Annotated in this window: 18 protein-coding genes; 9 read left to right on the top strand and 9 right to left on the bottom strand. The window is 52.3% G+C overall.

Going from position 1 to position 19939, the window contains the following annotated elements; genetic code table 11:
• Together IPI86_RS07630 and nrdR are read right to left on the bottom strand one after the other, a co-directional pair.
• Nucleotides 1–2560: adenosylcobalamin-dependent ribonucleoside-diphosphate reductase (locus tag IPI86_RS07630; RefSeq protein ID WP_345297402.1), on the bottom strand; the 2560-nt coding region annotated here is incomplete at its 3' end.
• Between the two features lie 142 nt (nt 2561–2702).
• Nucleotides 2703–3152 (bottom strand): transcriptional regulator NrdR, encoded by a 450-nt coding sequence (nrdR, locus tag IPI86_RS07625; protein ID WP_345297401.1) that lies wholly within the window; start codon nt 3150–3152, stop codon nt 2703–2705.
• A 381-nt stretch (nt 3153–3533) separates the two neighbouring features.
• Between nrdR and IPI86_RS07620 the strand changes: the two genes are divergently transcribed.
• Together IPI86_RS07620 and IPI86_RS07615 are read left to right on the top strand one after the other, a co-directional pair.
• Entirely contained in the window at nt 3534–4790 is a 1257-nt protein-coding gene (locus tag IPI86_RS07620; RefSeq protein WP_345297400.1) for a DUF58 domain-containing protein, read from the top strand.
• 71 nt (nt 4791–4861) lie between these two features.
• The gene (locus IPI86_RS07615) at nt 4862–7117 is read left to right on the top strand and encodes a transglutaminase domain-containing protein (RefSeq protein WP_345297399.1); all 2256 of its coding nucleotides are present in this window, start codon (nt 4862–4864) and stop codon (nt 7115–7117) included.
• Between the two features lie 37 nt (nt 7118–7154).
• On the opposite strand, the gene IPI86_RS07610 is transcribed toward IPI86_RS07615, so the two are convergent.
• The 3 genes from IPI86_RS07610 to IPI86_RS07600 all read right to left on the bottom strand — a co-directional run bounded on the left by IPI86_RS07610 (nt 7155) and on the right by IPI86_RS07600 (nt 8811).
• A complete protein-coding gene (locus IPI86_RS07610) occupies nt 7155–7775 on the bottom strand; it encodes an NBR1-Ig-like domain-containing protein (protein WP_345297398.1) in 621 nt (206 codons plus the stop codon).
• A 251-nt stretch (nt 7776–8026) separates the two neighbouring features.
• Entirely contained in the window at nt 8027–8389 is a 363-nt protein-coding gene (locus IPI86_RS07605) for a hypothetical protein (RefSeq protein ID WP_345297397.1), read from the bottom strand.
• A 14-nt stretch (nt 8390–8403) separates the two neighbouring features.
• On the bottom strand, nt 8404–8811 hold the full coding sequence (locus IPI86_RS07600; protein WP_345297396.1) for a hypothetical protein: 408 nt from the start codon (nt 8809–8811) through the stop codon (nt 8404–8406).
• 99 nt (nt 8812–8910) lie between these two features.
• Between IPI86_RS07600 and IPI86_RS07595 the strand changes: the two genes are divergently transcribed.
• On the top strand, nt 8911–9555 hold the full coding sequence (locus IPI86_RS07595) for a deoxynucleoside kinase (protein WP_345297395.1): 645 nt from the start codon (nt 8911–8913) through the stop codon (nt 9553–9555).
• Nucleotides 9464–10798, top strand: a complete 1335-nt coding sequence (locus IPI86_RS07590) for a SpoIIE family protein phosphatase (protein ID WP_345297394.1) — start codon at nt 9464–9466, stop codon at nt 10796–10798. Before IPI86_RS07595 ends, IPI86_RS07590 begins: the two co-directional genes overlap by 92 nt.
• Nucleotides 10799–10840: 42 nt before the next feature.
• Here the strand turns inward: IPI86_RS07590 and IPI86_RS07585 are convergent, their stop codons facing one another.
• The 4 genes from IPI86_RS07585 to abc-f all read right to left on the bottom strand — a co-directional run bounded on the left by IPI86_RS07585 (nt 10841) and on the right by abc-f (nt 15023).
• A complete protein-coding gene (locus tag IPI86_RS07585) occupies nt 10841–11977 on the bottom strand; it encodes a cystathionine gamma-synthase (RefSeq protein WP_345297393.1) in 1137 nt (378 codons plus the stop codon).
• A 54-nt stretch (nt 11978–12031) separates the two neighbouring features.
• Nucleotides 12032–12475, bottom strand: coding sequence for a GNAT family N-acetyltransferase (locus IPI86_RS07580; protein ID WP_345297392.1), 444 nt, complete (start codon nt 12473–12475; stop codon nt 12032–12034).
• 16 nt (nt 12476–12491) lie between these two features.
• Nucleotides 12492–13268 carry an aminoglycoside adenylyltransferase domain-containing protein gene (locus IPI86_RS07575; protein WP_345297391.1) on the bottom strand — a complete coding sequence of 259 codons (777 nt, stop codon included), beginning with the start codon at nt 13266–13268 and terminating at the stop codon, nt 12492–12494.
• Nucleotides 13269–13397: 129 nt separating this feature from the next.
• Entirely contained in the window at nt 13398–15023 is a 1626-nt protein-coding gene (gene abc-f / locus IPI86_RS07570) for a ribosomal protection-like ABC-F family protein (protein WP_345297390.1), read from the bottom strand.
• Between the two features lie 204 nt (nt 15024–15227).
• Here abc-f and IPI86_RS07565 point away from each other — a divergent pair, with 204 nt between their 5' ends.
• The 5 genes from IPI86_RS07565 (at nt 15228) to IPI86_RS07545 (ending at nt 19934) form a co-directional block, all read left to right on the top strand.
• Nucleotides 15228–16073 (top strand): PIG-L family deacetylase, encoded by an 846-nt coding sequence (locus tag IPI86_RS07565; RefSeq protein ID WP_345297389.1) that lies wholly within the window; start codon nt 15228–15230, stop codon nt 16071–16073.
• Nucleotides 16074–16151: 78 nt separating this feature from the next.
• Complete coding sequence (locus IPI86_RS07560; RefSeq protein WP_345297388.1) at nt 16152–16562, top strand: hypothetical protein; 411 nt, start codon at nt 16152–16154, stop codon at nt 16560–16562.
• A 128-nt stretch (nt 16563–16690) separates the two neighbouring features.
• Entirely contained in the window at nt 16691–17437 is a 747-nt protein-coding gene (locus IPI86_RS07555) for a Yip1 family protein (protein WP_345297387.1), read from the top strand.
• 15 nt (nt 17438–17452) lie between these two features.
• Nucleotides 17453–18163: an ABC transporter ATP-binding protein gene (locus IPI86_RS07550; protein ID WP_345297386.1), complete on the top strand. Its 711-nt coding sequence runs from the start codon at nt 17453–17455 to the stop codon at nt 18161–18163.
• Between the two features lie 52 nt (nt 18164–18215).
• Nucleotides 18216–19934, top strand: a complete 1719-nt coding sequence (locus tag IPI86_RS07545; protein WP_345297385.1) for an IPT/TIG domain-containing protein — start codon at nt 18216–18218, stop codon at nt 19932–19934.
• Nucleotides 19935–19939 lie beyond the last annotated feature (5 nt).

The raw sequence follows: 19939 nt of genomic DNA, 5'->3' as shown, positions 1-19939 counted from the left end.
AGCACTTGCGGCAGCCTTCCTCATTCACCACCGCCGCCTCACCGCACTCGGGACAAATGTCGCCGATCTTCATGGTGTGGGTTTGCGGTTCTTCGTGGTGACCGTTCCCGTTCGATTTTATTTCTTCAGCAGGAGCGCCGTCCTTTTCACGCAGGTACTGGTCGAGCACCTGACCGATGCCATCGGGTAACGAGCGCACGCGGTTGATGCCGAAGCCGAGCGAACGTCCGCCGCCGATGCCGATGAGCTGGACAATGACCTCGCGCATTCTGTCCACGGGCGCGACGGGGGAGGCCATGCGCAAAATGTAAGAGATCAATCTGCCGATGGCCTCAGAGACCGCGGCGATTTCAGAGCCAGCCTTGGCCGTGTTGACGAATGCCTCGAAGGGCTGGGTTCCGCCATTTTCGTTGATGGTGATGAAAGCCTTGCCCACGGGCGTTTCGATGTTGTAAGTCTTGCCAGTCAACGCCTTGGGACGCGGCTTCTTGGTCCCATGCCACATCGTCGCTGCGGGCTGCATGGTAGAAGCAGCCTGTTGTACAGGAGCAGTTTTCGGTTCGACAGATGCGGGCGCTTTCTTATCCGCAGTGGCTTTGGTTTCCAGAACCACCTTATCGCGTGAACCAGTCACATACACGGTAATTCCCTTGCAGCCGAGTTCCCAGGCCATCATGTACGCCTTCGCCACATCTTCTTCGGTGGCGTTCTCGTGGAAGTTGACGGTCTTCGAAAGCGAGTTATCCACGAAGGCCTGCAACGCGCCCTGCATGCGCACATGTTCTTCGGCGGTGATATCCGCAGAGACCACAAAGGTATCGCGCACGGCCTGTGGAATTTCAGTGATGTTCTGGCAGGTGCCTTCGTTCATCACCTGTTCCACAATTTCCTGACGTTTCTCTTCACCGAGGCCGAGTTTCTTCAACGCCTCATCGAAGCGCGGACTGGCGTAGGTCAGTTTCAGATCCTTGCCGTTATCGTTGACGTGGCGGATGTAAGCCAGCGCGAAAACGGGTTCACAGCCATAGCCTTCACAGCCAGCCACCGTGGCGATGGTTCCTGTGGGGGCGACTGTGGTCTGCGCGGCATTGCGGATGCCATGCTTCTTGATGCCATCGACGATCGCATCCCACGTAACCTCGGGCCTGCCCCAGTTATTCTGATAGTTGACCAGCGATTTGGGCGCGTGCCACTTCATGTCATCCATATCGTAAATGGAACCTTCGATGGCGGGGAAGGGTCCGCGCTCTTCGGCGAGTTCCACGCTGGTCTTCATCGCATGGAAACGCACGAACTCCATCACCTGCGCGCCGAATTCCTGACCTTCCTTCGAGCCATAGCGCACGCCCGCGTGATACATCAGATCTGCAAGACCCATGATGCCCAAGCCGATGCGGCGTGCGCGATGCGCGGCTTCCTTCAACTGCGCCACAGCGGGCACATATGCATTCGCTTCCACCACATCATCAAGGAAACGCGTCGAAGTCACCACCGACTGACGCAGGGTTTCCCAATCCACCGAGCCATCGGGTCCGCAGTGCTCATTCAAATTCACAGAACCCAAACAGCAGTTCTCATACGGTCCAAGCCATTGTTCGCCGCACGGATTTGTCGCCTCAAGCGGATACAAATGCGGAACGGGATTCCCGCGATTGGCCGCATCGAGGAACAGCACACCAGGCTCGCCGTTGTGGTGCGCCTGCTTGACGATCTTGTTATACAGTTCGCGCGCGTTCACTTTCTTATAGGTGTGAATGGTGATGCCAGCGGCTTCGGCTTGTTCGAGTGTGCCGCTGAAACCTCTGTGCTTCATTTCGCCGAGGTCGGGGAAACGCAGCGCCCATTCCTTATCCTCTTTCACAGCTTGCATGAAGGCATCGGTGATGCCCACGGAAATATTGAAGTTGGTGATCGAGTTTTCGTTGATCTTGCAGGTGATGAAATCTTCCACATCCGGGTGGTCCACACGCAGCACGGCCATGTTCGCGCCGCGGCGGGTGCCGCCCTGGGCGATCTCGCCAAAGGCATGGTCATACACGCGCAGGAAGCCCACAGGGCCTGTGGCCTGCCCTGCCGAGGTCTGCACGAGCGCACCCTTCGGGCGCAGGCGTGAGAACGAGAATCCATTTCCGCCGCCCGTCTGTTGGATCAAAGCCGCATCGCGTAAAGTCTGGAAGATGCCCGCGCCATCGCGTCCCATGTCGTCGGTAATGGGGAGCACGAAACACGCGGCCAACTGCCCAAGCGGAGTTCCCGCACCAGTAAAAGTGGGAGAGTTCGGGAAAAACTTCTTGCTTGAAAGCAGGTGGTAATACTCAACGGTGCGCTGGGCTACGTCGGCGCCCCATTGTTCTTCGACCTTCGCCACATGGTGGGCCACACGCCAGAACATCTCTTCGACGTTCTCCGCGGGTTTGCCGTCATCACCACGGCGCACATAACGCTTCATCAATACCTGGCGGGCATTGTCTGTCAGGGAAGCCTTCGGGAGTCCCTTTGCCATGGCGGGCGTGGGCAGAAGACCATTCTTAACTTTGGGTTCGGTGGATTTTGCAACCATACTTTACTCTCCTAATAAATATATTGTTTTCGTAGTGCAGACTTCAGTCTGCACTTACGCTGATTGTTGTATTTGCGTTCCGTGATTGGATATAAAAACGGCAAAGACATTTCCCCCTTGAAGGGGAGCCCTTGCCGTTGAATTAATCTTCGAGTAACTGGTCGATCTCTGTGCGAATGGACTGAAGGTCATCCAGACCGAGGTACACAATGGCGTAGCGGATGTAGGCGATCTGGTCCACTTCCTTGAGGGTGGTCATCACGAGGTCGCCCACCACGCGGGAGGAAACTTCAGCCTTGCCCATTTTTTGGAGTTGTGTCTCCACATGCCCGATCATGCGCTCAATGTCCGCCGCTGAAACGGGGCGCTTGGCGCAGGAAATGCGAATTCCCCGCGCCAGTTTCTCGCGGTCGAATTCTTCACGTCCGCCATCCTGTTTGACGATCAACGGTGTGGCCAGGATCGGACGTTCGTAGCTGCTAAAGCGCTGGCGGCATTTCAAGCACTCACGGCGGCGGCGGATTCCCCCGTGACTGTCGTGGGAGGTATCGAGCACCTTGGAATCGTGGTGTTTGCAATACGGACAACGCATTAAAATCTCTCCATAATTAGAACAAATGTTAGAGCCAAATATGGGCGTCTGGGCACTGCATCCCCGTATATATGGCTAAAGTGTTCGGCATTTTAGCACCAACCCCCATCCGATGCAAGAGGACAATATGGTGACAGAATCCTTAAAATATTGCACAGTAAAATTTTTTAACGTTTGCAGATCAAATCTGTATGCAAGTTGGCACGTCACCTTGAGCGTAGCGAAAGATCTCGTCCCCGCCCAAAGCAAAATGATTTCAAACAAAGGGAGGGATTATTCGTCGCCACAAAGCGGCTCCTCAGAATGACAGGACATACATGATTTACATACACCCTCCCTGCGTAGGGTGATTGATGCTGTTTGTAAAGTTATAATCGTTCAATGACGCGCATTCGTTTACGTCAACCTGTCTTTGCAGTCATGGTCGTGCTGTTATTGATTTTGCAGCTCGTTCAACCATCGCGCACATGGATGTTTCTTTTTACCGCATTCAGCGGCATCCTCATCAGTGCATATCTTTGGGCGCGTTCACTTGGTGAGAGTCTGCAATTGCGGCGGGAAACCCGCTTGGGGTGGATTCAGGTCGGAGGTCAAATAGAAGAACGCATCACCTTATCCAATACATCTGTATTACCCGCCGCATGGATTCAATTCGAAGATCATTCCACGCTTCCAGGATTCAACGCCTCGCGTTCCACCAGCATCAGCGCGGGTTTCTTCGATCAATGGAATGTCACCGCCGCCTGCAAACAACGCGGACTTTTTTATCTCGGCGATGCAAACATTTTGACAGGCGACCCCTTCGGGATATTCGATGTCACCATCCACGCCTCCGAGCGGACCTCGATCCTGGTCCTGCCCCAAGTGGTGACTCTCCCCGAGATCTCGATCGTGCCATCGGGTTCCTTTGGCGATGGTCAGCCGCGACGCAATGCGCCCGAGCAAACCATCCACGCATCCACGGTGCGTGAATATGTCCATGGTGACAGCGTGCGCATGATCCACTGGCCGACCACTGCGCGCACGAATAAAGTTTTTGTGCGACTGATGGAAAGCGCCCCCGAAGGTGACTGGTGGATTCTGCTCGACCTCGATAAAAATAATCTCTTCGGCGAAGGTTGGGATTCCATCGAAGAACAAAGCGTTGTGCTCACCGCATCGCTCGCAAGCAAAGGACTACGCAATCGCAAAGCGGTGGGCCTCATCACCAACAGCAAAGACGCCGCATGGATCCACCCGCAAAAAGGGGAGGGGCAGCGCTGGGAAATTTTGCAATCGCTTGCGCTTTCCCAGCCTGGAGAACTCGGCCTCGATAAAACCCTCGAACGTATTCAATCTTCACTTGGCAGACATCACAGCCTCATCATTGTCACTGCCTCCACAAAAACGGATTGGCTGAAGACACTCCTTCCGCTGGTCAAACGCGGCATCGTCCCTACGGTACTCCTGCTTGATGCATCCACATTCGGCGGAAAGGAATCTCCTGCACTCGTCGCAGCCAACCTCGAAGGCCGCGGCATCAAATATCACATCATTCCGCGCGGCATGCTCGAAGCGCCCAAAACACTTTCCCATCAGCAAGGCGGCTGGAAGTGGCGCTCCACGCCCACAGGCGAGATCATGCCGATTCGAAGTTGAAACAACTCTTCGTCCTGAGCGGAGCTGCGTGATTTCCGCAGCGTAGTCGAAGGACGAAAATAGATCTATCCATGAAAAAACTTTTTTCACTGCGCTCCTTCCTGACCTGGCTCATTTTGCTTCTTGCAATGGGCGCTCTTGGCATGGGGCTGAAGGACGGCATTCTCGATGTGCAGGATGCGGCTTTCTTTCCCGTGGCAGCATTCGCAGTGACGCTTGCTTACCTGCTTGGTTTTGGCGCATCCTCACCCCGCCGTGTGTGGATCATCGTACTCGTGAGCGGTTTTTTATTTGCGATCATCGAAAGCGCGCGATTGATCGAGCCGTTTAAACTCATCATCCGTGCGATACCGCCGTTCGAGCGTGACCTGCTGCTCTGGTTCCTCGAAAGAGATTCTCCCGAGGCTGTCTTCCCCGACACATCTATTTTTCTGATGCAGTTCACAGAGTTGACGCATCGCGCAAATACATTCTTCACGCTGATCTTCAGCGCCTCCCTCAAACATCCCATGGTGCGCGAGTTCATCTGGGACTTGCCGATTTTGTTGTGCGCGGCCTGGGCAGGCTGGAAAACCAGCCGCCATAACCAGACCTTTCTTGCACTTGCACCAGCGCTTGTTTTGCAAACTTATATATTGGAATACACAAGCAAGGACCTGTTCTCGCTTCAACTTGCCATCTTCACTTTGATCATGCTCATCGGAGTCAATCAAAAATGGAATTTCACAAGCCGCGATACAGAAGGCAATTCGAAAACGGCACGCGAAACGTATTCCGCCATTTTGATCCTATCCATTGCGCTGACTTTGGGCGCGGGTTTCATGCCTTCCATTTCCATTCGAGAGGTGGCGCAGAAACTTTCTCGCAAGGATGATGTTGGCAAGGCCCTCGGCCTCGATAAAGCTTCCGCACAGGCATATGTTATTTCTGGCGCAACGGGTTTGCCGCGCCAGCATCTTATCGGGTTGAGTCCCACGCTGGCTAAAACGGTCATGTTCACCGTGCAAACGGGCGAACTCGCGCCGACCGAAAACTCGATCACCAATGAAGCCATTCCGCGTCACTACTGGCGCTGGCTGACTTACGATATTTACAACGGCCAGGGCTGGTCCACCTCACCTGTGGAGGGCGTGCCATATTCAGCGAACGAATCGATCCTTCAAAAAACGGACGATAGCTACAGCGTCATTCATCAACAGGTGGAAAAATCCTTCAGCGAAGACAGCCGCCTGTATTGGACGGGTCTGCTTGCCACGGCAGATCAGCCCTTCAATGTCAACTGGCGCACCCAGCCGCCCAACGAGGCCGACATGCTCGGTGTCATCACAGAGACGAAAAGCTATCAGGCGGATTCGTTTGAGCTCAACGTCAATGCGAATCAATTACGCGCTTCCTCTCTGGACTATCCAACTGGGATCAGCGAAACATATTTGACTCTCCCCGATACAGTTCCCCAGCGTGTACGCGATCTCGCCGAATCGCTGACGGCAAATGCCGCCAATCCATACGACAAAGCCAAAGCCATCGAAAGATATCTGCGCACCTATCCATACTCGCTCGATGTGACTCCGCCCGCGCCGAATCAAGATGTGGCAGATTACTTCCTCTTTGAATTGAAGAAAGGCTATTGCGATTATTACGCCACATCCATGGTCGTGATGGCACGTTCTGTCGGTTTGCCTGCGCGGCTGGTCATTGGGTATGCCAATGGAATCTATGATGCCAGAAGCGCGCAGTACATCATCCGCGAGGCGGACGCCCATAGTTGGGTCGAAATTTATTTTACAGAAGTCGGCTGGGTGGAGTTTGAGCCAACGGCGGGTCAATTGGAACTCACCCTGCCCGATGATTTCTCAGGCGTGGACGATTCCTTCGTTCCAATTATCCCGTCTGCGCCTTTGCGGGAATCGAATGATTTTGTAAAACTGGGGCGTTTCCCCGAGCCGAATATCTTCATCCCGCTGGCTGCTTTGGCCATCGTCATTTTGTTTGCGAGTCTGTGGTTTCTGCGCGTGCAGGGATTGCTGCGGTCTCATGAAACGGTCGCGTCGATCTATGGATACATTTATTATCACGGCAAAAAGATATATAAAGATGCGCCCATCAACGAAACCCCGACGATCTTTTCTGCAAAACTGCGGGCCAGGCTCAGGAGCGGTTACGAATGGCTGGCCCCCGCGCCCGATGAAATTCGATTCCTAACCGATCTCTATCTACAGGAAACATACAGCGCTCATCCTGTTTCAAAGGATGAGCGCCGACGGGCGATCAGGGTTTGGCAAAAATTATTTTGGAGGCTGTTGTACGCGCAATTCAAGCGGATGTAGCAGAAAGTTTTACCGCAGAGTCGCGGGGTTCTTCTTCTTACGGAGTGGTTGTAGATGTGGGGGTGAGGATATTCCCAACCGTGATGTTGACCGTGAGTGTATCGCCGAAGAAAACGCCGTTGGCATCGGCCATGCGCCACGAACTTTGGATGAGCCCATTTTGATCGGTGGGGACAGCCAGTTGAATGGAGATCTCGCGTTTTGCGCCGACGGGGATCGCTTCTTCGAGGATGAACGTTTCTCCGCGCATCGGGTCGCCGCCCACGTGTTGGAATGTGAATCCGGGCGGCCATGCGCATCCGCCGCTGTTTTGGACGAGCCAGGTCTTGGTGAAGGATTCATTGGGTTTCAAGTTCGTGCCGTCAGGGATGGTCACATCTTCGATCCAGAGCAGGTCGTAACAGGGATCGGCGGTGGCGGGTGTTTCGAGTGTGGCGGTCAGGACAACGGGGGTGGCGGTGAATTTTTCCGTCGGCGCTGGCGATGCAGTTGGAACAGCGACCAGGGTTTCGGTCAGGGAGGAAGCGTAGGTGGCGACTGCCTGCGTGCGCAGCGCATTCGTGTCCACTGGTTTTGTCGGTGTCGATGAGTTTGATTCGCATGAAAAAAGCAATGCGCCCAGGATCAGTGTTGAAAAAAGGATTAAACGTGTTCTCATGGTTATGCCTTCCGAAAGGTGCTCCTTCTAATGGTGCTGAAAGTATACAACAATCGCGATTGAATTTCAGATTGAATAATCCGCACATATGACAAACATGATTACCCCGAATTTAATAGGGGACGCAGATAAACGCAGAAAACGCTGATTTTTGCTTTGATCAGCGCAAATCAGCGTTCATCTGCGTCCTGTTTGGCTCGTAAAAACAACCTCACCCGCGAAAGATTATTTTCGGGGTGAGTCATGTTTGTTCAATCCTTGGTGAGCCAGTCTTTTGCCTCTTTGTCATTTGCAAAATATAAAATTGACTGGCCTGTGATGCGTGAAAGCAGGTCTCCCAATGTGCGCTTGACGCCTGTGATTCCCAGCGTGGCGGTCTTGCGGACATGCGGCTTTGTTCTCCTGGATGCCTCGTTCAAGATCGGCATTAGTTCATTCGTGATTTCCGTATTCGTGAAATCTGAAATAATGAGAACGGAATTTTCAGGCTCGCCCATCACGATCTCCTGAACCTGTGCCAACTCCTCTTGAATGGCTTTTGTATTGAAGAACAGATTGGAGAAATCCTGATACAGTATCTTTTTGCCGTTATATTCGATCCATTTGGATTTCATGACAAGCTCCCTTTTTACTTGTTGGTGCGGCTTTCTTTGTAAAGCGCGATGCCCGTGGCAAGGGCGCCGAGGAATTCCCAAAGTCCCACCCCGAGGAAACGCATCGGGGCAATTCCAACGATGACGGTGGTTGTGAACACGATGAAAGTCAACGTGCGGAAAGGCACGGTCCAGCGATAGAAGATCTTCACATCGTTTAGGGCGGCCAGCACATAATAGATGCCGATATTCAATGAAGCCATGGAGGACGCCGTCATAAAGACAATCGTGTAATCGCTGCTCGCGCGCATGGCGCGGTCAATGACTTCAAAGCCGAGGATGGAGAGAAGGATCTCGGGGCGGATCAGGCCCATCAGTCCAAGCAGGAACGCAAGTACTCCAAAGATAAAGATGGTCCAGCCCGATGCGTCGCGAATTTTCATGTAGTGTAGTTCTCCTTGTGCACTGCTTTGTATGATTTTTTTTGCCGCGCTTCCTCAAATTATACTTGTAAACCTTTCTCATGATAAAATAAAAAATCTATGGCAAAGCATTTGGTATTGGTGGCTGGCAATATTGGTGCGGGAAAAACAACCCTCACAGAACGTATTGGCGCCCGCCTCGGCTGGTGGACGGGATATGAATCCGTAACAGATAACCCATACCTTTCTGATTTTTACGGGGATATGCATGCCTGGTCTTTCCATTTGCAGGTATTTTTTCTCGGTCATCGTGCCGACCAGTATCTTGAAGCCTCACGCGATTCGCGTTCCGCCATTTTAGATCGCAGTATTTACGAAGATGCTCATATTTTTGCGCGTGCGCTTCATCATATGGGCAATTTGGGCGAGCGTGATTATCTGGCGTATCGCCGCCTGTTTGAGGTCGTGGTCAATGGATTGCCGCGCCCTGACCTGTTGATCTACCTCAAAGCGCCTGTTCCTGTGTTGATGGATCGCATCCGTAAGCGCGCCCGTAATATGGAAACTGGCATTACCCCGGATTATCTGTCCCTGTTGGATTCTTTTTATAGTGAATGGCTCGGTGCATTTGACCTTTGCCCCGTGTTGACCATTCAAACAGGTGACCTTGATTTTGCCCACCATCCCGACCATCTTGACCTTGTCGTCCAACGTATTCAAGACAAGCTGGCTGGAAAAGAAGTCATGGATCTCACCCAAAAATAACATGTCAAATACCCTGCTCTCGAAAATCCCCCTGTTCGCTGGACTTCCCCGCAAGGAATTGGACCAGATCCTTGCTGCCATGGAAAAAAAGGAAATGGCCGACAGGGAGATCCTTTTCAAGGAAGGCGATCCCGGCGAACATTTTTATATTGTCATGAAGGGTACGCTGGAAGTGCTCATGGCTGCGGGGCAGGCAGAGGAGCTTTTGCTCAACGTGATGAGCGAAGGGGAGCATTTCGGAGAGATGGGCTTGATCATGCCCGGTGGACATCGCACTGCCACGGTGCGCGCGCGCGGAGAATCCACTTTGCTTTCGATGAGCCGCGAGACATTTCTTGGTCTGACTAAAAAACACCCCGAGCTTTCAGGTTCCATGGTGCGCGTATTAAGTCAGCGTCTGGATGCGACCAATACCCAAACCTTTCACGAACTCACTGAAAAAAATAAGAAACTTCAGACTGCATATGATGAATTGAAAGCCGCTCAGGCCCAGATCATCGAAAAAGAACGCCTTGAACGTGAACTTCAAGTTGCCGCAGAAATTCAACTCAGCATTCTGCCGGATGAACTTCCCAAACCGTCCAATTTTGATTTTGGTGCCTGCATCCTGCCTGCCCGTCAGGTAGGCGGCGACTTTTACGATGTCTTTTATGTTGGCGATGGCCTCATCGGCGTATTGATCGGTGATGTAGCCGACAAAGGTGTGCCGTCTGCGCTATTCATGGCGCGCGCGCATGCGCTCGTCATGGCGGAGGCCGACACCGGTCTTTCTGCAGGCGAGGTGATGCAATTGGTGAATCGTCACATCACACGATTGCAAAAGTCAACGCAATTCGTCACCGTGTTGTATGGCATTCTCAATGTGAAAACAAATGAATTCAGTTACGCGCGTGCTGGTCACGAACCGCCGCTCGTTCTTCAGCCCGATGGCAAAGTGGAGCGTTTGCCTTATCGCCCGGGCATGGCGCTTGGCTTGTGGGATTCGATCTTGCTCGACGAGCATGCGATCACTCTTCCGCCCGGCTCGACCCTGCTTCTATTTACAGACGGTATGACCGATTGCCGCGACCCAAATGGGGAAGCCTTCGGCATTGACCGCATCAAATCGGTTCTTGAATCCCTGTCCAATTCCTCGGCGCAACAGGTTTGCGACCACCTGCTCAGCACACTGGTGAAATATCAGAATGGCTCCAAACAGGATGATGACGTAACCCTCGTTGCCATCCGCGCCACAGGCGGATAATATTGTGAAAAAAATCCGCCGCCAGAGATGGCGGCGGATTTTTTATCTTAGTGCCTGTTCAAGGTCGGCCAGTAAATCCTCAACGTTTTCGATCCCAACTGATAATCTCACCAGCCCGGGGTCCACTTCCAACTTCGAGCCCTGTGTCGATAAATGTGTCATCGCTGCTGGCACTTCGATCAGGGATTCCACTCCGCCAAGTGATTCTGCCAACGTAAATATCTTTGTGGATTCCGCGACTTTGACAGCCGCATCCCGCCCATCTTTCATCACGAACGAGATCATTCCTCCGCCATTGAGCATTTGGCGCTTCGCCACCTGGACCTGTGGATGGCTCTCGTGAAATGGGTAGATCAGCCGTTTGACATTTTTCTGCTTCTCCAGAAACGCCACGATCTTCTCCGCGTTCTGTGCGTGACGATCCATGCGGATCGGCAAAGTCTTGATTCCACGCAGCACGAGGAATGAATCCATCGGACCTTGAATCCCACCGATGGCATTCTGCAGATACGCTAACTTCTCGCCGAGTTCCTTGTCCTTGCCAATGATCGCGCCGCCGACCACATCCGAATGCCCGCCGAGATATTTCGTCATCGAGTGGACGACCAGATCCGCGCCCATTTCAAGCGGACGCTGCAGGTAAGGGGTTGCGAAAGTATTGTCTACGACCAGTAAAGGCTTATTGGGATGATTCTTGATCATCTCTGCAACGGCGCGAATATCGGTGACAGCCAACAGAGGATTTGTAGGAGTCTCCAGCCAAACGATCTTCGTGGATGGAGTCAATGCTTCGGCGAGATTCTCTGGATCGGTTGTGTCAGCAAATGTAAAGTCCAGACCGAAGCGGCGCAGCACTTTGTCAAATAAACGGAAGGTGCCGCCGTACACGTCGTTGCCCGCGACCACATGGTCACCGCTTCCCAACATTCGTAAAACTGTATCGGTTGCCGCCATGCCAGAGGCAAAAGCCAGACCCCATTGTCCGCTTTCCAATTCCGCGAGACAATCCTGCAATGCCTTGCGCGTGGGATTCAGCGTGCGCGAATATTCATATCCCTGACGCGGCTTGCCGATGCCATCCTGCTTGTAAGTGGATGTGAGATACACGGGCGTCATCACCGCGCCGTTGTTTGGGTCGGGTTCCTGCCCTGCGTGAATGGCGAGAGTTTCAAATTTCATTTATGCTCCTTGTGTAGGGGCGCAGCGCCGCTGCGCCCCTACGAAAATGGTGGTTTATTTTACTCGCTTCATTTTCAGACACGTACATGGATAGCCTGCATTGTCACCGGCAAAACGCTCGATCTCTACAAAGCCTTCGCTCTCGTACAATGCAATTGCTTTTTTATTGCCATCGAGCGCGATTGTCCATGCGCCTTCGCCGATCTCGCGGATTCCGATTTTCAATAATTCACGGCCAATACCTTTTCTGTAGTGGCTCGGATCAACATACAGCCACGCGAGATAATCTTCATCCACGCCGACAAAACCCACGATAGTTTCATCATCACATGCGACAAACTTGTTGGCACGCTTCAAGTCTTCCACTTCCTCATCCTGCTCGATGGGAACAAACCCGCGCGGGTCACACGAACCGATCAATTCATGCGGCCGCGCACGGTCATGGATCTGACAAATGGCCTGCCAATCTTTCTCTTCATAACTTCGATACGTGATCATTTTCTCCTCGCGATTTTTATGAAGCCAATTCTTTTGTGATTTTGATCAATTCCATTGCATCATCAAATAACTCAAAATGCCCCGCATCGATTCTTTGATCGAGCGCATCCTGAATCACCTGAATCCACTTACCGCCGAGTTTTTCCTGTGCCCATTTTGCCGCGATGGGTTTTGATACGATCGTCCCATATTCGAGTGCGTGCAGTGCGCGGCACATGGTGAGGATGGCGTAGGAATGATAGTGACTGTCGTGATCACGCAGCCAGGACGGATCTTCCAGCATCGGAAACCACCATTCATTGAGAATGCCTGTCACAGCTTTTCGAATTTCATCTGGCAGAACAGGATCGATCAAGGTTTTTGGATCTGGCCCTTCCAGCGCTTTCCCGTATTCGCGGATGATGTGCCGCTGGATGATCCAGTCGCTGCCATGCGGGGCAACGTAGAATCTGGCTTCGTTGATGGTTGGGTAGGCTTCTCCGTTTGCTTCGTAACGCCGCAGGGGGATTTGCGGAATGTACGAACCTTCAAGTTTGGATGCCCAATCCATTTCGCTTTTCCAGAGTTCGTTGTGCATGGTTTCCAGTTTTGAAATCGTTGCTGCGGGAAGCGCCACGCGGGTGACGAAGAGAAAGTCAATGTCGCTGGCATCGGGGTGGAAGTCACCGCTGGAGAGCGAGCCGTATAAATACATGCCGACGAATTGATCAGTCAGAATGGTTTTTGCTTTTTCAAGCAGAGCAGACAGGATTTGATTGACGCCATCATATGGCGTGAAATTTTGTGTTGACATGATTTTCCTTTATTTGATCAGACCCTAAAGGTTTTTCCGAAAAACTGGATTCAAGATTTGCAAGAGACTCTTGCTTGAGTTTCACTTTTGTTGGCGAAGAAAACCTTTAGGGTCTCAGTAAGATAATTATTATTTCAATATCTTCCCATCCTTCGCCACCCAAACATCGGAGGCAAAGCGTTCGATGAAACTGCGGTCATGGACGACGGCGAGGATGGTTCCCTTGAAATTTTCGAGGGCTTCCTCGAAGCGTTCGCGCGAGGGAATATCGAGATGGTTGATGGGTTCATCGAGGATGAGGAATGTACACCCTTGTGCCACGAGAGTGGCAAGTTGCAAGCGTGCGCGTTCGCCATAGGAAAGTTCCTCCGAGGCGCGCAGGGCGGCATCGCCTTTGAAAAGGAAGTAATGCAGGAAGTTGCGCGCATCCGTTTCATTGAAAGCGGATACGGATTGAATGGTTTGCAACGCGCTGAATTTCGGGTTGAGCAATTCCTGCTCCTGTGCCATGTAGCCGAGCTTTGTCGCGCCGCCCAAACGGAAGGAACCCGCCAGCGGGGGAATCCTGCCGACGATGGTGCGGATGAAGGAAGTTTTTCCTGCGCCGTTCGGTCCCGTCAACACAATGCGCTGACCTGCACGGATGAACAGGTTGATGTTTTCAAGTAGTGGATTTTCTGGCGTGTAGCCAATAGATAACGATTCGGTTTCCAATACAAATTTTGATTGGTGATCGGGCTCGCCGAAATCCAATTTCAAGGCCCAGTTGCCGCGCGGCTTTTCGATTTTTTCGTCGGTGAGGATATGTTCGATGCGGGCTTCGATGTGTTTTGCGCGGCCTGCCACATTTTTGGTGGCGCGGTTGCCAAAGAAGCCTTTTGCGAATTTATCTCCGCTATCAGCTTTGCCGCCTTTTTTCATAATGGTCAAACTGCGGACGTGGCCTGCGGCGCGGCGCAGTTGGGCAAGTTCATCCTGCTGGTCTTGATACTCCTGCAACTGCTTGTCCTGCTCCATCAATTTCTGATGCAAATAATCTGAGTAGTTGCCCGCATAGGCGCGGATGCCGTGCGTGATCGGATTCAACTCAAGGATGGATGTGACCGTGTTGTCGAGAAAGACACGGTCATGTGAGACGATCAACACTGCGCCTTGAAATTGATTCAACCATTCTTCAAGCCATTCGAGCATTTCGATGTCGAGGTGATTGGTGGGTTCATCGAGCAGCAATAAATGCGGATCTTCGAGCAACACGCGCGCAAGCATGAGGCGGGTCTTTTGTCCGCCGCTGAGGTGGGCGATGGGTGTATCGGCGGGGAGGTGGTCAAGGCCGAGCGGGGCGAGAATGGTTTCGGGTTGAATCTGAAATGTGGAAAGTTTTTTCAGGACTTCGTCATATTGACTTTGGAGTGCGGCATCATTTGGGGTTTGCGATAATGCCAGGGCGAGCGACTCTATTTCAGCGGCGGGATCTGTTTGGGTTTCTGGGTCAAGCCCGAGCGCGGCGTGAAGCGTCTGCCTGGGGTCGAGGTCCATTCCCTGGGCGAGATATCCAATTCGTAGATTTGGGCGCGTCGAAGAGACATCCCCGGAATCGGGATGCTCGAACTTTGCGAGGATGCGCATGAGGGTGGTCTTGCCTGAGCCGTTCGGGCCGATAAGGCCGATGCGTTCGCCTGCGCTGATATTGAAATTGATGTTTTGTAAAACCGGCTGAATGCCAAAATTTTTAGAGAGGTTATGGATACTAAGCATAATGTTCGTTCCTGTAGTTGTTAAAAAGAAAACCGAGGGCATGCCTCGGCTGATGAATCAATACAGCGGGTTGGTGCCCTGAAAAAAATGGTTGTCTACAGAATATCCGTCATTCGCTGGGTGCTCCTTTAATACGGCGACATTTTATCATAATAAGGTAAACTTTGGCGTTCGGTAAACGTCTATGCACGAGAGGAAAATGAAATGACAAAAACTTTACTTGCGGTTCTGGCTCACCCTGATGATGAGTCTTTTGGTTTGGGTGGCACGCTGGCTTTGTATGCAAGCCGCGGCTATGATGTGTATTATGTATGTGCCACGCGCGGCGAAGCAGGCACAGTGGATGCGGAACATTTGATGGGTTTCAAGGATACTGCCGAGATGCGCACAAATGAATTGATGCGCGCGGGCAAAGAACTCGGATTGAAGGAAATTTTCTTTCTTGGCTATCGTGATTCGGGCATGCCGGGCATGGAAGATAACAAGCATCCTGACGCGCAGATCAATGCGCCGATTGATGAAGTAGCTGGGCGCGTAGTGAAGTACATCCGTGATCTCAAGCCAGAGGTTGTTTTGACTTTCGACCCGATCGGTGGATATAAACATCCTGACCACATTCATATTCACAAGGCGACGGTGCTTGCCTTCGAAAAAGCGGGTGACGCATCTTTCCACCCCGAGGCTGGATCAGCTTTCAAGCCGCAGGCCTTGTACTTTCAGGTTTTTCCAAAAGGCTTGTTGCGGGCGGCAGTGCGTTTGATGCCGCTGTTCGGAAAAGACCCGACCAAGTTTGGCCGCAATGGCGATATCAATATCAAGGAACTGGCTGAGGTGACCTTTCCCATCCATGTCCGCTTGAATGTGGCTTCTGCGGCAGAGGCCAAGCGAAAGGCTAGCGAATGTCACGCCTCGCAGGGTGGGATGCAGATGCGGCGCGGATTGATGGGCTTCGTGACGCGCCTGTTCGGCGAAAATGAAGATTACATGCAGGCGTACCCGCCTGTGACTGAGGGTATCAGGCGCAAAACGGATTTGTTTGAAGGGATTTAGTATCGTTACATTTTCAAAAATGTAGGTTGTTTGAGCTGGGCGATGGGTTTATACTCATCGTAACAACAGGAGGTTGTTATGAAGCACCTACGTTTGTTCTTTGTGTCTTTGGCTGTTGTGGCTCTTTTAGCGGGCACGCTGACCACCCCGTCATATGCATACCCGGATAGTACAACTACGATTGTGAAGGTCCCAGTCAAGCCTAATCGATCACTGCCTAATGCGGATACGTATGATTGCACCAAGGCAACTTTATACAACAAGAACGGCAGTTACACAGCGACGTTTACCAATCCGCCTCTCAGCAATGGCTGCACTTTTATTTTCAATAATGTGCCTGTCAATCAGTGGTATACCGTTGAGTTTCTTGTGAAATACAAACTGGGTTCCCCTCCTTATATTGTTATTAGAACCACACAATCGGTTTATATTGCAAAACCTACGCTTACCACCATCACAACAGCTACATTGCTTTATCGGCCGAAATGATCTTGTAAACGTCTGAAAAATAAAACGGTTGGGAACATTTCCCAGCCGTTTTTCGTTAATGGGCAGGGAATCTCTTTTTTGAAAGCATGATAGAATTTTCTCAACTCCTCAACTATTGAAAAAAAACTATGACTGAATCAAATCCCTCTGTTCCAGCGCGCCGATTGAATTTTGCGCGAATACTCGAAGTTTTGCGACATCCCAAACTCGCCTTTGCAGAGATTGCAGGTGAGACTGTTTCTTCGTGGTTGACCCCGATGCTGGCATTGAGCATCTCGTCTTCACTGGCCGTCATTGTTGGCGGATTTGTGAAAGCGCGCGCAGCGGCGATGGGGGAGATCCAACTGCCTCCGGATTGGCAATATTGGACGCCCGATATGCAAAATAATTTCATGCAGGCACAACAGGCCACACAGGGAGCAACATTTGTTTACATCATTCCGCTGCTTTCAGCTTTGGCTGGGTTATGGTTGGGTTGGCTGATCTTAAGCGGACTTTTGCATCTCGGTTCCACTTTGCTGGGCGGACGCGGCACGATGGGCAGTGCCTTGAATGTGGTTGGCTGGGCCAGCCTGCCTTTTATGCTGCGTGATGTGCTGCGGGTTGTCTTCATTCTCATTGCGGGGCATGCCATTGTCAGCCCGGGGTTATCGGGTTTTGCGGGTGGGGCCATCTTTTTAGGGAAGATGCTTTCACGAGTGGATATTTTTTTCATTTGGAATGCCATCCTGTTGGTCATTGGTTTTGGCGCTGCGGATGGACTTCCGCGCAACAAGGCGGTGATTGGGGTGGGGATCATTTTGCTCGTCATTCTACTTGTACTCGCAGGGTCAGGGGCGTTGGTTTCGAGCTTTAGCAGTGGAACGGCCTTCTAAACCAGGCGGGTGTGAATGACTTCCCCTTTGATCCACATCACTGACCTGAAAAAGCACTACCAAATGGGTGGGACAACCGTCCGCGCATTGGATGGGGTCAGCTTGGATATTGAGCCGCATACCTTTACGGTCGTGATGGGGCCGTCGGGATCAGGTAAGAGTAGCCTGCTCTATTTGCTTGGCGGGCTGGACCGTTCCACATCCGGTGAGATCTCGATCAGTGATGAGCGGTTGGATCAGATGGACGAAAACGCGCTTGCGCTTTTCCGCCGCCGCACCATGGGGTTTATCTTTCAATCCTATAACTTGATCACAAGCATGAACGCCCTGGAGAATGTGGCCTTTCCCATGCAATTCACCGGCATACCGGTTTCTGAGCGCAGCACCCGCGCCCGCCAATTATTGGAACAGGTTGGCCTGGCAGACCGAAGCCATCATCGCCCTGCCGAGCTTTCAGGCGGACAGCAGCAGCGCGTCGCTGTGGCGCGTGCGTTGGTCAATAATCCTAGTTTGATTTTGGCCGATGAGCCTACAGGAAACCTCGATACGGCCAGCGGCATTACGGTGATGCAGTTGCTTTCGGACTTGCATCGTTCCGGGCGGACCGTGCTCGTTGTGACGCACGATCCGCGTATGACGCGTTTTGCCACACACAAGATATTCCTGCTGGATGGACATGTAGTCAGTGAAGATGAGTATCAATCTGCCGCATTGGAAGTGCCGTAAATCCATTGTGGGCTGACCTCATGACGTGCAGTTTCAAGCAACGGGAGACTAAATGAAGTTTCAAAATAAATATTTTGTTTCAATCCTTCTCACGATAACCCTATTGGCGGGTTGGACAACACCCGCCTATGCCGACCCCGTGATCAGTTCGGTGGATCCCAATCTCGTTTTTAACGACATCGCCACGACCATTACGGTCACAGGCTCGGGCTTTGAATCTGGCGCTGTCGTTTCTTTGAAAAACTATGGCACACTTACCACTTCCTATGACGGTCCCAACCAATTAAGAGCCGTTGTGCGCCCCGGCGTTGCCGCGGGTTCATATACAGTGGTGGTCACAAATCCTGATTCGACTGCGTTTGAATACCCCAACGGGCTGACCGTTGCCGATTCATCTCCGCTTCCCACCCCGACCTCGATGCCGTTTGACCGTCCGCAGATGGTGATCGGTTCCTATGAGATCAATGTCGAGCGTGTGCGTTCGGGCGATGATTTCAAACTCAACATTGACTTTGGCAATGCCGGCACTGTGGCTGCCTACAATGTGCAGGCAGTTTTTACATCGACGGACCTTATCCCAACTAAAACGGGCGGTGCGATCTTTTTGGGGACCATTCGCGCCGGTGATCATAATGATGCAACCCAGCCATTTATTGCGCTCGATACTATTTATGGGAAATCGGTCGTCACCACCGATGTCACGCTGACCTATTACGACAGCGCAGGCACGGAATACATCGACAAATTTACGCTCAGTATCCCCGTGGGAGGCTCAACCGTGCCCTATCCCACTGCCACTCCAACAGGGGTGAACAATGCCCAATTGGTTATCACCAGCTATGCGTCGACGGTGGAACCGCTTCAACCGGGTGAACAATTCCAGCTTGGGTTGACGGTCCAGAATATGGGAAATACGAGTGCCAAGCGTGTCACCATGATCGTGGGCGGTGGTTCCTCAGGTGATAGCAGCGGCACGCCCCAGCCTGGTGGCGTTTCCGGGAGCGGCGGCGAATTCACCAATTTTGCGCCGGTCAACTCATCCAATATTCAATCGCTTGGCGATATTCCCGCTGGCGGTCAATTGCAGGTCTTCCAAAGCCTGATCGTCAATGTATCCACCAATCCGGGCGCATACCCGATGAAGATCTCGTTTTCTTATGTCAACAACAAAGGGGAAGTGGTCAACGATGATCAGGTCATTACACTGTTGGTCTACAGTCTCCCGAATGTGGACGTGAGTTTCTACCGCCCGCCCGACCCGTTCTTTGCGGGTGAGCCGGGTGCGCTGCCGATCCAGATCGTCAGCCTCGGAAAACGCACCACTGTTTTGGGAAATATGAAGATCGAAACGACAGGAGGAACGGTCGATCCTGCCACGACTTTGGTTGGGTCGCTGGACCCAGGCGGTTACTTCACCTTTGACTCGACCCTGTTCCCGGATGCCCCCGGCCCGATGGATTTAACCGTCACCATCGAATACACCGACGATTTCAACCAGCCGCGCACGCTCACTCGCAAATTGCAGGTGACGGTGGAGGAAGCCTTTGTTGACCCTTCCCTCGATCCTTCTCTTGACCCCTCGCTTGGCGGCGGTGGCGGTGAATTTGCACCTGTTATGGAAGAGGAAACTTTCCTGCAAAAAATATGGCGTGCCATTCTTGGCCTGCTCGGTTTGGATTCATCGATGTCGCAGAACAGCAGCCCATCCGAAGCGCCGATATTTGAAGGAGAGCAAGTCCCCATGCCAGCCGGTGGCGGCAAAGGTGGCTAGGAGCA

Source organism: Candidatus Villigracilis affinis, from assembly GCF_016705895.1.
In the GTDB taxonomy this organism is placed as follows: Bacteria; Chloroflexota; Anaerolineae; order Anaerolineales; family Villigracilaceae; genus Villigracilis; species Villigracilis affinis.
The sequence above is the reverse complement of the archived record's forward strand: the minus strand, read 5'-3'. Positions and strand labels throughout refer to the sequence as shown.

Excerpts from the sequence above, each read along its gene's own strand:
- nrdR (WP_345297401.1), bottom strand. The coding sequence starts at position 3,152 with ATGCGTTGTCCGTATTGCAAACACCACGATTCCAAGGTGCTCGATACC.
- IPI86_RS07620 (WP_345297400.1), top strand. The coding sequence starts at position 3,534 with ATGACGCGCATTCGTTTACGTCAACCTGTCTTTGCAGTCATGGTCGTG.
- IPI86_RS07615 (WP_345297399.1), top strand. The coding sequence starts at position 4,862 with ATGAAAAAACTTTTTTCACTGCGCTCCTTCCTGACCTGGCTCATTTTG.
- IPI86_RS07610 (WP_345297398.1), bottom strand. The coding sequence starts at position 7,775 with ATGAGAACACGTTTAATCCTTTTTTCAACACTGATCCTGGGCGCATTG.
- IPI86_RS07605 (WP_345297397.1), bottom strand. The coding sequence starts at position 8,389 with ATGAAATCCAAATGGATCGAATATAACGGCAAAAAGATACTGTATCAG.
- IPI86_RS07600 (WP_345297396.1), bottom strand. The coding sequence starts at position 8,811 with ATGAAAATTCGCGACGCATCGGGCTGGACCATCTTTATCTTTGGAGTA.
- IPI86_RS07595 (WP_345297395.1), top strand. The coding sequence starts at position 8,911 with ATGGCAAAGCATTTGGTATTGGTGGCTGGCAATATTGGTGCGGGAAAA.
- IPI86_RS07585 (WP_345297393.1), bottom strand. The coding sequence starts at position 11,977 with ATGAAATTTGAAACTCTCGCCATTCACGCAGGGCAGGAACCCGACCCA.
- IPI86_RS07580 (WP_345297392.1), bottom strand. The coding sequence starts at position 12,475 with ATGATCACGTATCGAAGTTATGAAGAGAAAGATTGGCAGGCCATTTGT.
- IPI86_RS07575 (WP_345297391.1), bottom strand. The coding sequence starts at position 13,268 with ATGTCAACACAAAATTTCACGCCATATGATGGCGTCAATCAAATCCTG.
- abc-f (WP_345297390.1), bottom strand. The coding sequence starts at position 15,023 with ATGCTTAGTATCCATAACCTCTCTAAAAATTTTGGCATTCAGCCGGTT.
- IPI86_RS07565 (WP_345297389.1), top strand. The coding sequence starts at position 15,228 with ATGACAAAAACTTTACTTGCGGTTCTGGCTCACCCTGATGATGAGTCT.
- IPI86_RS07560 (WP_345297388.1), top strand. The coding sequence starts at position 16,152 with ATGAAGCACCTACGTTTGTTCTTTGTGTCTTTGGCTGTTGTGGCTCTT.
- IPI86_RS07555 (WP_345297387.1), top strand. The coding sequence starts at position 16,691 with ATGACTGAATCAAATCCCTCTGTTCCAGCGCGCCGATTGAATTTTGCG.
- IPI86_RS07550 (WP_345297386.1), top strand. The coding sequence starts at position 17,453 with ATGACTTCCCCTTTGATCCACATCACTGACCTGAAAAAGCACTACCAA.
- IPI86_RS07545 (WP_345297385.1), top strand. The coding sequence starts at position 18,216 with ATGAAGTTTCAAAATAAATATTTTGTTTCAATCCTTCTCACGATAACC.